11 protein-coding genes are annotated in these 15428 nt (G+C 42.1%); all 11 read left to right on the plus strand.

Features of this window, described 5'->3' with window-relative positions; all coding sequences use genetic code 11:
- The first annotated feature begins 121 nt into the window (after nucleotides 1–121).
- Nucleotides 122–1180: a pilus assembly protein PilM gene (locus FTU38_RS10600; protein WP_078189383.1), complete on the plus strand. Its 1059-nt coding sequence runs from the start codon at nucleotides 122–124 to the stop codon at nucleotides 1178–1180.
- Nucleotides 1180–1866, plus strand: coding sequence for a PilN domain-containing protein (locus tag FTU38_RS10605; RefSeq protein WP_078189382.1), 687 nt, complete (start codon nucleotides 1180–1182; stop codon nucleotides 1864–1866). Before FTU38_RS10600 ends, FTU38_RS10605 begins: the two co-directional genes overlap by 1 nt.
- A complete protein-coding gene (locus FTU38_RS10610) occupies nucleotides 1863–2585 on the plus strand; it encodes a type 4a pilus biogenesis protein PilO (protein ID WP_078189381.1) in 723 nt (240 codons plus the stop codon). The genes FTU38_RS10605 and FTU38_RS10610 overlap by 4 nt, the downstream gene beginning before the upstream one ends.
- Entirely contained in the window at nucleotides 2582–3109 is a 528-nt protein-coding gene (locus FTU38_RS10615; protein WP_180111113.1) for a pilus assembly protein PilP, read from the plus strand. Before FTU38_RS10610 ends, FTU38_RS10615 begins: the two co-directional genes overlap by 4 nt.
- A gap of 17 nt (nucleotides 3110–3126) precedes the next feature.
- Nucleotides 3127–5229, plus strand: coding sequence for a type IV pilus secretin PilQ (gene pilQ / locus FTU38_RS10620; protein ID WP_180064860.1), 2103 nt, complete (start codon nucleotides 3127–3129; stop codon nucleotides 5227–5229).
- A 36-nt stretch (nucleotides 5230–5265) separates the two neighbouring features.
- Nucleotides 5266–5811, plus strand: coding sequence for a shikimate kinase AroK (gene aroK / locus FTU38_RS10625; RefSeq protein ID WP_180111114.1), 546 nt, complete (start codon nucleotides 5266–5268; stop codon nucleotides 5809–5811).
- A gap of 16 nt (nucleotides 5812–5827) precedes the next feature.
- Complete coding sequence (aroB, locus tag FTU38_RS10630; protein WP_180111115.1) at nucleotides 5828–6910, plus strand: 3-dehydroquinate synthase; 1083 nt, start codon at nucleotides 5828–5830, stop codon at nucleotides 6908–6910.
- 7 nt (nucleotides 6911–6917) lie between these two features.
- Nucleotides 6918–7757, plus strand: coding sequence for a hypothetical protein (locus FTU38_RS10635; RefSeq protein WP_180111116.1), 840 nt, complete (start codon nucleotides 6918–6920; stop codon nucleotides 7755–7757).
- Nucleotides 7758–8203: 446 nt separating this feature from the next.
- Entirely contained in the window at nucleotides 8204–12679 is a 4476-nt protein-coding gene (gltB, locus tag FTU38_RS10640) for a glutamate synthase large subunit (protein WP_180111117.1), read from the plus strand.
- Nucleotides 12680–12748: 69 nt separating this feature from the next.
- Nucleotides 12749–14170: an FAD-dependent oxidoreductase gene (locus tag FTU38_RS10645; protein ID WP_180111118.1), complete on the plus strand. Its 1422-nt coding sequence runs from the start codon at nucleotides 12749–12751 to the stop codon at nucleotides 14168–14170.
- A gap of 240 nt (nucleotides 14171–14410) precedes the next feature.
- Nucleotides 14411–15295 carry a metal-dependent hydrolase gene (locus FTU38_RS10650; RefSeq protein ID WP_180111119.1) on the plus strand — a complete coding sequence of 295 codons (885 nt, stop codon included), beginning with the start codon at nucleotides 14411–14413 and terminating at the stop codon, nucleotides 15293–15295.
- Nucleotides 15296–15428 lie beyond the last annotated feature (133 nt).

The following is a 15428-nucleotide window of genomic DNA, read 5'->3' on the forward strand; positions in this document are numbered from 1 at the left end:
TCAGTATATCCTTTCGATATACGGATTGTTAGATGAGTTATTGTATCTGTATAAAATTATAGACCAATGCTAATTAGTGGGTTAATTTTTTTGGGGATAAAAAAATAATAGGAATTATATTGTGCTCAGGTTATATCGTAAGCCAAATAAGGGGTTAATAGGAGTAGATATTAGTTCGACTTCTGTTAAGGTTTTGGAACTTTCTGTAAAAAGTGGACGGTATTGGGTAGAAAGCTATGCTTTGGTCCCGTTACCAGAAGGAAGTGTTGTTGAAAAGAACATATTGAATCCGGAAGCTGTCGGTGACTGTTTAGAGCGCGCAATTAATTTGGCCAATACACAGACGACCAATGCAGCTTTGGCGGTTCCAACGTCGATGGTGATTACAAAAATCATCGAAATGGACGCAGATATGAACGATGATGAACGTGAAATTCAGATTCGTGATGATGCTGAGCAATATATTCCGTTCCCACTTGATGAAGCGAGCCTTGATTTTGAGGTCTTGCCGGATCGTCTATCCAATCCAAATCGTGTCAATGTTCTACTTGTCGCTACGCGTATTGAAAATGTTGAAGCGCGTGCGGAAGTTATTCAGCTTGCGGGTCTGACACCAAAAATTGGCGATGTAGAAAGCTTTGCAATTGAAAATGCATTTAAAGTTTTCTCAGATACTTTACCAATGGGTGTGAATACCGTGGGTATTTTAGATATTGGTCATAGTATGACGACCTTATCTGTTATGCAGAATAACAAAGTGATTTATACCCGTGAGCAAGTGTTTGGTGGCAAACAATTAACACAGGAAATTCAAAATCGCTATGCATTGTCTTTTGAAGAAGCAGGTCGTGCGAAAAAAACACGTGCTTTGCCAGATGATTATGACGTTGAAGTCTTAGAGCCTTTCTTAGAAGCTGTCGTTCAACAAGCAGCGCGTTCTTTACAGTTCTTCTTTTCATCTTCACAGTTCAACGAAATTGACCATATTTTATTGGCAGGGGGGAATGCCAATATTCCGGGGCTTGCAAAACTACTTCAACAAAAATTGGGTTACCGCGTCACGATTGCCAATCCATTCTTACAAATGGGTTTTTCACCTCAAATTGATATTAAAAAAATTGAAAATGATGCCTCATCACTCATGGTGGCATGCGGTCTAGCATTGAGGAGTTTTGATTAATGGCAAAAATTAACTTGCTCCCTTGGCGTGATGAGCTAAGAGAGAAACGAAAAAAAGAATTTATTGCACTTTGTATTGGGGCTTTCTTAATTGGGGTAATTGGGGTTGGTTTAACATGGTTGTACTTTGATCACAAATTAAAAGATCAAGAACAAGCGAACCAATTGATTATCAGTCATAACCAAAATTTAGATGTTCAATTAAAGTCTTTAGATGGTTTGCAAGAACAACGTAATGCCATTATTGAACGCATGAAGCTGATTCAAGGCTTACAAGGTCAACGTCCAATCGCGGTACATCTTGTAGATGAATTGGTTCGTGTGACACCTGCCAATATGTACATCACAAAATTTGAGCGTAATGGCGACAAATTTATGATCGAAGGGCGTGCGGAAAGTCCAAATACTGTTGCAGATTTACTGCGTAATTTGGAAGCATCACCTTGGTATCGTAATGCCTTCATGAGCTCATTCCTTGTGGCTGAAGAGAAAAAAGACAAAGCGCCGACGTCAGTGGTTCCTCGCGTAGAAGAATCTTATGGTGCATTTACTGTGACTGCTGATTTGGAGCAAATTGCGCAGCCGACCATTAATGATCCAGCAGCAAATGCAGGACAGTCAGCTTCATCGGCGCAAACATCTGACGCACAAACTGCAGCAACACCAACTCCGGAGGCTGCAAAATGAGTCGTGATGAATTTGAACAATTGAATCAAGATGCTGTTGTCATTCCGAAAAAGAAAATGACTTTTGATAAGTTTGTACAGCAGTTCAATACCTTAGACCCTAATAACTATGGTAGTTGGCCAATTTCAGTCAAAATTACCTGCTGGATTTTTATCATTATCCTTGTGGCAATTTTGGGCTATTTCTTGGCGATTAAAGGCAAGATTGAAGCTATTTCAAGTGCCAATGCGCAAGAACAAAATTTGTTGAATGAATTTCGTGAAAAAGATTCAAAACTACGTAATTTGCAACAATATCAATTGCAGTTGCAGGATATGGAAGCACGTTTTAATCAACAGTTAGAACAATTGCCGAAAGAAACTGAAATTCCAGGCTTGGTTGAAGATATCAACTTAACAGGCGTGAATTCTGGATTGAAATTTAAAATTATTCGTCTTGAACCTGAAGTGAAGCAAGAGTTCTTTACGGAACAGCCAATTCATATCGAAGCAACAGGTGATTACCATGCCTTTGGTTCATTTGTTAGTGGTATTGCAGGGCTTTCACGAATTGTGACTTTGCATAATTTAACGATTACAGCAACTGAAAATAAAGAAAAGAATTCAGATATTCCAAAAATTGATTATGTAATTTCTGCGAAAACATATCGTTACGAAGGAAATACTGAAAGTGCTGCGAAAGCTGCAGATTCAGCAAGCACACAGGAGGCTCCAAAATGAAAATGAATAAATTGGCACTTTCTGTGATGGTTGGATTTGTATTGGCTGGTTGTGAATCACGTATTGATGTGGTCAATCAAGAGATGGCAAATATACGCAATCAAGCTCCACTAGCGATTGAACCTGCGCCAGATTTTGTACCTGTCGAAACTTTTAATTATGCGGCGCATTCTTTAAAAAGTCCGTTCTTGCCAAGTTCCTTGGCAGCAGAACTTAAAATCATGGCAGGTAAGCGTGTTTATCCAAACTTGAGCCGTCAGCCACAACCTTTGGAAAGCTATGCCCTTGAAACCTTAAATATGAAAGGCAGCATGCGTAATCAATCAGGTCAGACTTTGGCCTTAATTCAAACACCAGATGGTGAGGTTGAGCGTATTCAACGTGGCAGTTATATGGGGCTGAATCATGGTCGTGTGGTCAATATTACCCCGACACAAATTGATTTGATTGAGATTATTCCAGATGGTCGAGAAGGGTATGTCGAACGTCCGAGAAGTCTCATTTTAATTGGGCCAGCGCCATAAGCTTAAAGGAATAAAAAATGAAAAATACTGTACAAGATTTTATTTTTGGGGATGGCAATACAATGAAGCAGGTGTTTCGTCAGTTTTCGATGGGTGCTGTTGCAATGGCGATGATGCAAGTTGCCAGTGCACAGGTCAGTGTAACCAATATTGTGCCGATGCAGATTCCAGGTCAGGGAACTGAAATTCGGGTGATGTTTAATGGTTTACCACCACAACCACAGGCATACCAGTTGGATCAACCTTCACGTTTGGTGTTGGATTTTGATAAAGCACAGCAAAATTTAAAGCAAAGTTCAATTGCTGTCGCAACCGCTGAAGCAAGTTCAGTGGATGTAACTTCAGATGCACAGCGTGCACGTTTGACTGTAAACTTGGCCAATGCAGGTGCATTTACCACACGTGTTGAAGGCAATACCTTTATTTTAAAAATCAATTCAGCACAAGCTGCGAGTGTTGCTGAACCAGTTGCTCAGCGTCAGCAACAAGGGATTTCAAATATTGGTTTCCATCGTGGGTCGAATGGTGAAGGCCAAGTGGTTGTTGATTTACTGGGTGGAAATACCCCTATTGATGTGCAACAACAAGGCAGTAAAATTGTTATTCGTACATTAGGAAATAAAATTCCTACACATTTGACACGCCGTTTAAATGTGAATGACTTTGCAACGCCTGTATCAACCGTAGATGCACATAATGATGGAGGTAATGGGACTATTACCATTCAATCTTCAGGCAGCTATGAGTACATGGCGTATCAATCGGACAATAAGTTGACGGTTAGTCTGAAGCGTCCAGAAGATAAAAATCCATTACGTCCAAAAGCAGCCAATCATTACACGGGTAAAAAAATCTCTTTAGATTTTCAGGATATTGAAGTTCGTCGTGTCTTGCAGTTATTGGCAGATTTTACTGAAATCAATATGGTTGCGGCTGATACCGTCCAAGGCAATATTACCCTGCGTTTAAAAGATGTGCCTTGGGATCAAGCATTGGATATTGTGTTAAAAACCAAAAACTTGGATAAACGTCGTAACGGTAATGTGATTTGGATTGCACCAGTTTCTGAGCTGATTAAAGCGGAAGATGATGAAGCGAAAGCAATTGCACAGCGAATAAAATTAGCACCAATTCAAACGGAATATATTCAACTGAGTTATGCGAAATCTTCAGATATTTTAAAATTATTAGAAGATTCCCGAGATGGAAAAGGGGCAGAGTCAAATGGTACAGCAGGAGGTACATCACTTGCATTAGAAAGTGTACTGAGCCCAAGAGGTAGTGTTGTTTCTGATAATAGGACAAATACACTTATTGTTAATGATACATCTGAGAATATTGATAAAGTTCGTAAGATGATTGATCTATTAGATGTTGCTGTGAAGCAGGTTATGGTTGAAACAAGAATTGTGACTGCTCAAACAGAGTTCTCGAGAGAGCTTGGTGTTAATTGGGGTATACAGCGTAATAATCCAAGTTTAAGTGCGGGTGCTAATGGATCAAATGTTTGGGGGGGAGATTATTCTCCAAAGTTGGATTTAGCGGTAGATTTGGGGACGGCATCGGCAGGAAACTTTAGTTTTGGGTTGCTTAAAATTTCAGATTTTATGCTTGATCTACAACTTACAGCTTTACAAACGGATGGTCATGGTGAAGTTTTAGCAGCGCCTAAAGTTTTAACGGGAGATAAGCAAAAAGCAACAATTTTGAGGGGAGATCAAATTCCTTATCAAAGCTGGAGTGCTGAGGGCGGTACGACAACGAGTTTTGTTGATGCGAATCTGAAACTGGAAGTGACTCCAAGTATTACACCTGATGGGAAAGTACAAATGGATCTAAAAGTTAACAAGGATACTGTTGGTCGATTAACAGCAGCTGGCTATTTAATTAATACCAATAAACTTGAGACTAATGTTTTAGTCGGTGATGGTGAAACAGTAGTCCTTGGTGGTATTTTTGATGACATTCAACAAAACCAGTATACCAAAGTCCCTTTTTTAGGAGATTTGCCAGTTGTTGGAAACTTATTTAAAAATAATGTGAAAACTAGTGCACAGACAGAACTCCTGATTTTTGTTACACCACGAATTGTTAATGACAGTGTTACCAGAAATCATTAATATATTTTCAATTTAACAAAAGAAATAGGTGACTCCTTGCCAAGCAAAGAGTTTGAAACCCTACCAAATATTTATTTGGTAGGGCCAATGGGGGCAGGAAAAACAACTGTAGGACGACATTTAGCAGAGTTGTTAGGACGTGAATTTCTTGACAGTGATCATGAAATAGAACGTAAAACAGGTGCAACGATTCCTTGGATTTTTGAAAAAGAAGGGGAAGTTGGTTTTCGAAGTCGTGAAACGAATGTAATTGATGAGTTAACTGCAAAAAAGCAGCTGGTGCTTGCCACTGGTGGTGGTGCGGTCACTCAGGCTCCCAATCGTGAATTTTTAAAACAACGGGGTATTGTTGTTTATCTCTATACGCCAGTTGAGATTCAGCTTCAACGGACCTATCGCGACAAAAATCGTCCACTTCTTCAAGTCGAAAATCCTGAACAGAAGCTTCGAGATTTATTGGCTGTACGTGATCCACTTTATCGTGAAGTAGCACATCATATTATTGAAACAAATCAAGGTGCTGCACGCGATCTTGCACAAAAAATTTTTAATTTGATTATTTCAGAACATACATCTCGGTAGAAAAACGGTTAATTTCATGCAAACTTTACATGTTGAACTTGGTGAACGTCGTTACCCCATTTTTATTGGCAGTGATTTAAACCCAGAAAGCTTACTTGAACCTTATATTCACGGTAAGCAGGTGATGATCGTATCAAATACAACAGTCGCACCTTTGTATTTACAGCATTATGTACGTGCTATTGAGGGTTTGGGTAAAACCGTTGCGACATGTATTTTGCCCGATGGTGAAAAATTCAAAAACAGTGAACACTTAAATCTAATTTTTGATGCGTTGCTTGAATCAGGTTTTAACCGAGATTGCACCGTACTTGCCTTGGGGGGGGGAGTGATTGGAGATATGGCCGGTTTTGCATCGGCATGTTTCCAGCGCGGTGTGTATTTTATTCAAGTTCCAACGACTTTACTCTCACAAGTGGATTCGAGCGTTGGAGGGAAAACAGGGATTAACCACCCACTAGGTAAAAATATGATTGGCGCTTTCCAACAACCCCAAGTGGTATTGGCGGATATGGCGCAATTAAAAACTTTGCCAGCGCGTGAACTTTCTGCAGGTTTGGCTGAAGTGATCAAATATGCGTTGTTGGGTGATGTTGAATTCTTAACTTGGCTTGAACAGCATATGGATGCTTTAGTTGCAGGTGATGCAACTTTGTTGGCTGAAGCGGTTTATCGTTCATGTGCCCATAAAGCGCGTATTGTGGCCAATGATGAAAAAGAACAAGGTGAGCGTGCGTTATTAAACTTGGGTCATACCTTTGGCCATGCGATTGAATCGTACTTGGGGTATGGTGAATGGTTACATGGCGAAGCCGTTGCAACAGGGATGGTGATGGCTGCAGATTTGTCCCATCGTATGGGCTGGATCACTGCTGAAGATTTAGAACGTACAAAAAAAATCATTTTACGTGCACAATTACCGATAGTTTGCCCTAAAATTCCGCTAGAGGATTTTTTGGCGTATATGTCTCATGATAAAAAAGTATTGAATGGGCAATTACGACTTATTTTACTGAAATCATTAGGTCAGGCCATCATCACCAAAGAGTTTGATGTTGAGTTAATGAAACAGGCAATTTTGGCAAATCAGGCAGAGTAGGTACATCATGGCAGCGCGGCAGTCTCAATGGCAAAAAGTTCATCACTACGCATGGTTGGTGGGTGGAGCTGTGTGTCTGTTCGCTGCATTGGTTTTCTGGGCGATTACAGATACCAAAGAATTGGTTGAAGTTGAAAAACAAGCTGAAACTGAAGTGGATTTGCAAATTCAGCCCGAGAAAGTGGCGGCAATGTCCCATCTTGGTGCATTAAATGAAGAAGTGCGTCCGCTGGATATGACGACACGTGTGGTTGCTACAGCTCAACATGAGCCAGAATTTCGCGGCACTAAATTTATCAATGATTCTGCCAAACTTTATGGTGTTGAATTATTTCGGGTTTCTGAAGAAGATATTTTAAAAAGCTTCTTACGTAAGCAGCCTGAGCGTCACAAATTTATTTATCTACGTCTTTCTGGTGAAGACCATCCTGAGCAATACGTCATTTTAACAGGACCATATTCGTCGCAAAATGATGCCAAAGCTGCAATGTCGAGCCTCAACATCGCTTTGCCTGCTTCAATCAAACCTGAGGTTGTTGAATTTAAACAATATCAAGCATATGTGAATGATTTGGGCACGGAAGAAATGTCGTCGAGTCAAAAGTTATATGCTGTTAAATTAAAATCTGTACCTTTACCGAAAATTGATGAAGCTCAAATCGTCGCACGAAAAGCAGCGGCTGCAACGACGGTAACAACACCAACTAATGCAACAACAAGTACTACGGTGACACGTCGAGATGCTGAAGGAAATGTGATTGATGTGCAAAAATCACAAAGTAGTGTAGATGCACCACGTCCAAAACCTGCACCGGTAGAGCAAGAAGTAACCGATCCTTTTAATTAGTTCTAAAATAGCGCAAGACATCTTAGGAAAAGCTTAAACTGCACAGAAAAAGTGCATAAAATAAAAAAAGAACAATTTGAATTATTTGTTATAACTAAAAAATGCTTGTAATCAGCCATCTTAGGAGAAAATGCATCAAGTTGGCATGTAAATTGCTTAATTGGTGCGTAAATTGAACTTTTCTCCCTGTTTTGGCGCGAAAATGATTCGATAAAAGTGCGAAGTCATTAATCCAGTCGTTATCCCTGATCTGAACTGCAAAAGCAGAAAATTTGACTTTTTATTCATGCATCAAAGATGAATTCGGTTTATCTTAAGGGTGTGAATAAGAAATAATTTTGCTCGACAGAACAATTCATGTGAGTAAGTTAAGACGAATCGCAACAAGAAATTAGTTTGTTAAGTGCTCGAAAGAGCTGTAAAGAAAAGAAGGGTACGCTATGCACATGCCATCGCCTAATACTGTAGCTCCCGCTCAAGGTTTATACCAACCGGATGAGTTTAAAGATAACTGTGGTTTCGGTTTAATCGCCCATATGCAGGGTGATGCAAGCCATGATCTCGTCAAAACCGCAATGCATAGTTTAAGTTGTATGACCCACCGTGGTGGTATTGCCGCAGATGGCAAAACCGGTGACGGCTGTGGTCTGCTCCTTGCTATGCCCAAAGAATTTTTCCGTGAAGAAGCGAAAAAACTCAGTGACATTACATTGAGTGAAATCTTTGCTGTGGGTACGGTATTTCTAAACCTAGACCCTGCATTAGCCGCACATGCAAAACAAATTTTAACCAAAGAAATCGAAGACGAAGGTTGTAAAGTCATCGCTTGGCGTGTTGTGCCAACCAATAACGATGCGTTGGGTTCAATCGCGATGCAGTCATTGCCTGCCTTTGAACAAATTATCGTGAATTGCCCAATGGGTGTTTCAGAGGTTGAATTCAACCGTAAGTTGGTGATGGCACGTCGTCGTGCAGAACAACAGCTGACTGCTGACCCATACTTCTATGTAACCACTTTATGCTCAACTGTGATCAGCTATAAAGGTTTGATGATGCCAGCAGCCATTGCTGATTTCTATACCGATCTTGCTGATGAGCGTTTAAAGTCACACATTGTTGTGTTCCATCAGCGTTTCTCAACTAATACCTTGCCTCGTTGGCCATTGGCTCAGCCGTTCCGTTACTTAGCACACAATGGTGAGATCAATACCATTACCGCCAACCGTAACTGGGCGATGGCACGTACACCAAAATTTGAAAACCCATTGCTGCCGGGTTTAACTGAGCTGAATCCAATCGTAAACCGTACAGGTTCGGATTCTTCAAGCTTAGATAATATGCTGGAAATCCTTGTCGGTGGTGGTATGGACTTGTTCCGTGCGCTACGCATGTTGGTTCCGCCAGCTTGGCAAAACGTTGAAACTTTAGATGCTGACTTACGTGCATTCTATGAATTCAACTCGAAACATATGGAAGCTTGGGATGGTCCAGCAGGTCTGGTAATTCAAGATGGTCGTCATGCAATTTGTATGCTTGACCGTAATGGTTTACGTCCAGCACGTTGGGTAATTACTAAAAATGGTTACATCACCTTGGCATCAGAAATTGGTGTTTGGGGTTATGAACCTGAAGACGTTGTATCTAAAGGTCGTGTCGGTCCGGGTCAAATCTTGGTGATTGATACCTTTACCGGCAAAATGCTCGATACTCAAGATGTGAGTAATCACCTCAAGCGTATGCGTCCGTACCGTCAGTGGTTACGTGAAAACTCAGTACGTGTACAAGGCAGTCCAGAGCTGGAAGAATATTTATGTGAACAAGGCTTAAAAGGCGATGACCTGAAAGCTTCACAAAAAATGTTCATGGTTACTTTTGAAGAGCGTGACCAATTGCTTCGTCCAATCGCTGAAAGCGGTCAGGAAGCCGTGGGCTCAATGGGTGACGATACGCCAATGGCAGTATTGTCTCGTCAAGTGCGCCATGTGTCTGACTACTTCCGTCAGCAGTTCGCTCAGGTTACGAATCCGCCAATCGATCCATTACGTGAATCGATCGTAATGTCGTTAGAGACATGTCTCGGCCGTGAACAAAATGTATTTGAACAAGGTCCAGAGCATGCAGATCGTCTGATCATTTCAAGCCCAGTACTGTCAAATTCGAAAATGCATCAAATTCGTACCCTTGGCCGTAAAGGTTATGAAATTGCAGACATCGACCTGAACTATGCAGAAGATGAAGGCTTAGAAGTTGCTATCGCGCGTATTTGTGAAGAATCTGCACAAGCGATTCGCGACGGAAAAACATTGCTTGTATTGTCTGATAAGAAAATCCGTCAAGGTTTCTTACCTGCCAATGCATTGATGGCAACTGGTGCGGTTCACCACTATTTAATCAATGGGGGTCTACGTACAGATGCCAACATCATTGTCGAAACTGGTTTGGCGCGTGATGCGCATCAGTTTGCGGTGATTCTTGGTTTCGGTGCGACTGCGATCTATCCATACTTGGCTTATGACGTGATCAATGACTTGATCGCGAAAGGTGAGTTATTGGGTGATCCAATTCATGCGCAAGCTAACTTCCGTAAAGGTATTGAGAAAGGCTTATTGAAAGTCCTTTCTAAGATGGGTATTTCTACTGTTGCCTCTTACCGTGGCGGTCAGCTGTTTGAAGCGGTCGGTCTTGCTGATGAAGTGGTTGCAAAATGCTTTACTGGCGTACCGAGCCGTATTAAAGGCGCAACATTCTCTGATCTAGAAAATGACTTGAAAAAATTGGCAGATTTGGCGTGGAAATCACGTAAGCCAATCGATCAAGGCGGTATGCTGAAATTTGTATTCGGTAAGGAATATCACGCATTTAACCCAGATGTGATCAATGCGCTGCATAAATCTGTGCGTTCTGGTAATTATGCGGACTTTAAAGAATACGCAGAGCTAGTGAATAACCGTCCAATCGCGACGATTCGTGACTTATTCAAACTGAAAACAGATCAATCGATTGCACTCGATCAAGTTGAATCCGTAGAAGAGATTCTGCCACGTTTTGACTCGGCTGGGATGTCTTTAGGCGCATTATCGCCTGAAGCGCACGAAGCTATTGCAATCGCTATGAATACCATTGGTGGTCGCTCGAACTCAGGTGAGGGCGGCGAAGACCCTGCGCGTTACGGTACCATTCGTAACTCGAAAATCAAACAAATTGCATCTGGCCGTTTTGGTGTGACCCCTGCATATCTAACTTCTGCAGAAGTCCTTCAAATTAAAGTGGCACAAGGTGCAAAACCAGGTGAAGGTGGTCAGTTGCCGGGCGGTAAAGTGAATGGCTTAATTGCACGTTTACGTTACTCAGTACCGGGTGTGACATTAATTTCTCCGCCGCCGCATCACGACATCTACTCAATCGAAGATTTATCACAGTTAATTTTCGATTTAAAACAGGTTAACCCACAGGCGATGGTGTCCGTTAAGCTGGTTTCTGAGCCGGGTGTCGGTACGATTGCGGCAGGTGTAGCAAAAGCATACGCAGACTTCATTACCATTTCTGGTTATGACGGTGGTACAGCGGCTTCTCCACTTTCTTCAATTCACCATGCAGGTTCACCATGGGAACTTGGTCTATCTGAGGCGCATCAGGCGCTTCGTGTGAATGACCTGCGTGGCAAGGTCCGTGTACAAACTGATGGCGGCTTGAAAACGGGTCTAGACGTTGTGAAAGCAGCGATTCTTGGGGCAGAAAGTTTCGGTTTCGGTTCTACACCGATGATCGCATTGGGTTGTAAATACCTACGTATTTGCCACTTAAACAACTGTGCGACCGGTGTTGCAACTCAACAAGATCACTTACGTCAGGAACACTATATCGGTGAGCCTGAAATGCTGATCAACTTCTTCCACTTTATTGCGGAAGAAACACGTGAATGGCTGGCAGCGCTTGGTGTAGCAAGCTTGAAAGATTTGATTGGCCGTACAGATTTACTGGAAATGCTTCCGGGTGAAACTGAAAAACATGCACACCTTGATTTGAGCGCATTGCTCCAATCGCATCCTGCGGCTGAAGGCAAAGCACAGTACTGTGAAGTACAAGGTAATGCACCATTCGATAAAGGCTTATTGGCTGAGAAAATGGTAGCTGAAATGCTGCCAGCGATTGAAGCAGGCACAGGCGGTGAATATAGCTTCACTATCGGTAACTGTGACCGTTCAATTGGCGCGCGTATTTCGGGTGAGATTGCAAAACGTTATGGCAACCTCAGCATGGAAGCGCATCCTGTTAAAGTTAAATTAACAGGGACTGCAGGTCAGTCATTGGGTGTTTGGAACGCAGGTGGTTTACACATCAGCCTAGAAGGCGATGCGAATGATTACGTGGGTAAAGGTATGGCTGGTGGTCGTATCTCGATTTTCCCACCGAAAGGTTCACCGTTCCAAACGCAAAATACTGCGATCATTGGTAACACCTGTTTGTATGGTGCAACAGGCGGTAAATTGTTTGCTGCAGGTACAGCAGGCGAGCGTTTTGCTGTGCGTAACTCAGGTGCGTTTGCTGTAATTGAAGGTGCAGGCGACCACTGCTGTGAATACATGACGGGTGGTATCGTGACTGTATTGGGTAAAGTGGGTCATAACTTTGGTGCGGGTATGACAGGCGGTTTCGCTTATGTGCTCGACCTCGACAATGACTTTGTTGACCATTACAACCACGAACTGATTGAATTGAACCGTATCTCTACAGAATCGATGGAAGAACACAAAGAGTTCTTGTGCCGTATCTTAGATGAACATATTAAAGAAACAGGTAGTGCTTGGGCGTATAAGATCCGCAACGAGTTTGACTTCTATAGCCGCAAATTCTGGCTTGTGAAACCAAAAGCTGCTAATTTGCAGACTTTGTTGAAAACAACTCAAGCTGATCCACAATAATTCCACTACTGCAGATTTGATAGGCAGGTGTAAGTCCAAACATGCTTACACCTACCCACGGAGAGAGACATGGTAGAGCGCCTAAATAATGACTTTCAGTTCCTGGATGTAGCACGCCAAGATCCAGAGAAAAAAGATCTAGTTGTCCGCAAAGCAGAATTTGTGGAAATCTATAAACCGTTTACAGCTGAAGTTGCAAAAAACCAAACGCACCGCTGCTTAGGTTGCGGTAACCCGTATTGTGAATGGAAATGTCCTGTACATAACTACATTCCAAACTGGTTAAAATTGATTGCAGAAGGTCGCATTTTCCAAGCGGCAGAATTGTGTCATCAAACCAACACATTGCCTGAAGTTTGTGGTCGTGTGTGCCCACAAGACCGTTTATGTGAAGGCGCGTGTACGCTAAATGATGGCTTTGGTGCAGTCACCATTGGTAATGCTGAAAAATACATTAACGATACGGCATTTGCATTGGGCTGGCGTCCAGATATGTCACACGTTAAGTGGACAGACAAGAAAGTTGCGATTATTGGTGCAGGCCCTGCTGGCCTTGGCTGTGCAGATATTCTTGTACGTAATGGTGTGAAGCCAGTCGTATTCGACAAACGCCCTGAAATTGGTGGCTTGCTGACATTTGGTATTCCAGAATTCAAAATGGAAAAAGACGTAATGAAACGTCGCCGTGAGATTTTCTCTGGCATGGGCGTTGAATTCCGTCTAAATACCGAAATTGGTACAGATGTGACGATAGATCAGCTATTGGCTGATTACGACGCTGTATTCATGGGTATGGGAACCTATACCTACATGAAGGGCGGTTTCGCGGGTGAAGACCTTGTTGGTGTTCATGATGCACTGGATTTCTTGATTGCCAATGTCAACCGTACGCAAGGTTGGGAAAAAGATCCATCTGAATACATCAGCATGGAAGGCAAAAAAGTGATTGTTCTGGGTGGTGGTGATACCGCGATGGACTGTAACCGTACCTCGATCCGTCAAGGTGCCGAATCCGTTGTCTGTGCCTACCGTCGTGATGAAGAAAACATGCCGGGTTCACGTCGTGAAGTGAAAAATGCGCGAGAAGAAGGCGTAGATTTCCAATTTAATCGTCAGCCGATTGAAATTGTAGGTGAAAATGGCAAAGTGACGGGTGTTAAAGTTGTGACTACACAGCTAGGTGCACCTGATAGTCGCGGTCGTCGTAGCCCTGAGCCAGTTCCAGGTTCAGAAGAAATTTTACCAGCAGATGCAGTATTGCTTGCCTTCGGTTTCCGTACCAGCCCTGCAGATTGGTTTACTACATCAAACATCAGTATGGATGGTTCAGGTCGCGTCATTGCTGCTGAACAGCAAGAATTTAAGTTCCAAACATCGAATCCGAAAATTTTTGCCGGCGGTGATATGGTACGTGGATCGGACCTTGTGGTAACCGCAATCTGGGAAGGTCGCCAAGCTGCAGAAGGTATTCTTGACTACTTAGATGTTTAAGTCATGACATGCCAGTGATTGCACTGGATTCATTCAAAAAACCCGCTTCGGCGGGTTTTTTATTTTTTGGAATTTACCTCAAATGACACGTAAATGGATTTTGCAGATAAATACGCTGAAAAGTTGTCAGACAGCGCTTTAGAATGGTGAATTATGCAAGTGTGCTAGCACATTTTGCCATGTGTGAAAGAGCTTAGGAATTACATACTGCGATCATGATCTAAATCTTAGGAAGCGACCATGACGCAAGTGACGACACAAAAAACATATCTAAATCGTCCTAAAGCCATTGGCATTACGGTACGTCGAGCACAATTCAATCCTAAAGCGATTCGCCGGCATTATTTTGCCAACTCACCGGTGATGTCGCATTTGTTGACGGCATTGTCATCGACCTTTCCCATTGGTGAGCAATTCTTTGTGCATAGCGTGCGTAATGTACGCGATAAAGTCAGTGATGAAAAATTGCAAGCTGAGATCGCGGCATTCATTGGGCAAGAAGCGATGCACTCCAAAGCCCACGCTGAATTTAACGATGCTTGGCGCAGTGAAAGCTATAATTTAGATCGTTTCCAAGCATGGCTGGCGCGTAAAGACAGCTATGTAAAAAACTTACATCCAAAAATACAGTTGGCAATTACCTGTGCATTTGAACATTTTACTGCTTTGCTTGGTGGCTATATTTTAAGACATCCTGAAGTACTGAGTACTTTAGATGTTGATGCAGTGAAACTTTGGGTTTGGCATGCGATTGAAGAGATTGAGCATCGTGCGGTAGCATTCGATGTATATCAACATGTGTATGGTGATGACAAAATACGTCGCATGATTATGCGTAGTGTGACCACAGGTTTTGCAAGTCTCACGTTTTATTCTGCAACGAAGCTATTTATGCAGGATAAGAAAAAAAGTTTACCGAAGATAGGCGGAAATATTTTCGGGGCGTATTTATTGGCAAAAATGTTTATTCAACTAGCGCCTGAATATTTGTCATATTACAAAGCAGAATTCCATCCGAGCGAAATTGATTACAGTCAGATCGTGAAATATTGGAAAGAACGCCTTGCTGATGAATATCAAATGGAAAGTTTTCAGTCTGACATTACCCCGCAACTGTATAGTTAATTCAAAATGTTAAAAAAGCCCGAATAATGGGCTTTTTTTTATGCTAAATATTTTTCGAGTAGATCAGTTTAATCACAAAGAAAATACATAATTCATTCGAAAAATAAGGTTAGAATGAATTTATTTAAACAAT

This window comes from Acinetobacter sp. YH12098 (genome assembly GCF_013419235.1).
GTDB lineage: Bacteria > Pseudomonadota > Gammaproteobacteria > Pseudomonadales > Moraxellaceae > Acinetobacter > Acinetobacter amyesii.

Coding starts and splice junctions, on each gene's coding strand:
- FTU38_RS10605 (WP_078189382.1), top strand. CDS start 1,180: ATGGCAAAAATTAACTTGCTCCCTTGGCGTGATGAGCTAAGAGAGAAA.
- FTU38_RS10610 (WP_078189381.1), top strand. CDS start 1,863: ATGAGTCGTGATGAATTTGAACAATTGAATCAAGATGCTGTTGTCATT.
- FTU38_RS10615 (WP_180111113.1), top strand. CDS start 2,582: ATGAAAATGAATAAATTGGCACTTTCTGTGATGGTTGGATTTGTATTG.
- pilQ (WP_180064860.1), top strand. CDS start 3,127: ATGAAAAATACTGTACAAGATTTTATTTTTGGGGATGGCAATACAATG.
- aroB (WP_180111115.1), top strand. CDS start 5,828: ATGCAAACTTTACATGTTGAACTTGGTGAACGTCGTTACCCCATTTTT.
- FTU38_RS10635 (WP_180111116.1), top strand. CDS start 6,918: ATGGCAGCGCGGCAGTCTCAATGGCAAAAAGTTCATCACTACGCATGG.
- gltB (WP_180111117.1), top strand. CDS start 8,204: ATGCCATCGCCTAATACTGTAGCTCCCGCTCAAGGTTTATACCAACCG.
- FTU38_RS10645 (WP_180111118.1), top strand. CDS start 12,749: ATGGTAGAGCGCCTAAATAATGACTTTCAGTTCCTGGATGTAGCACGC.
- FTU38_RS10650 (WP_180111119.1), top strand. CDS start 14,411: ATGACGCAAGTGACGACACAAAAAACATATCTAAATCGTCCTAAAGCC.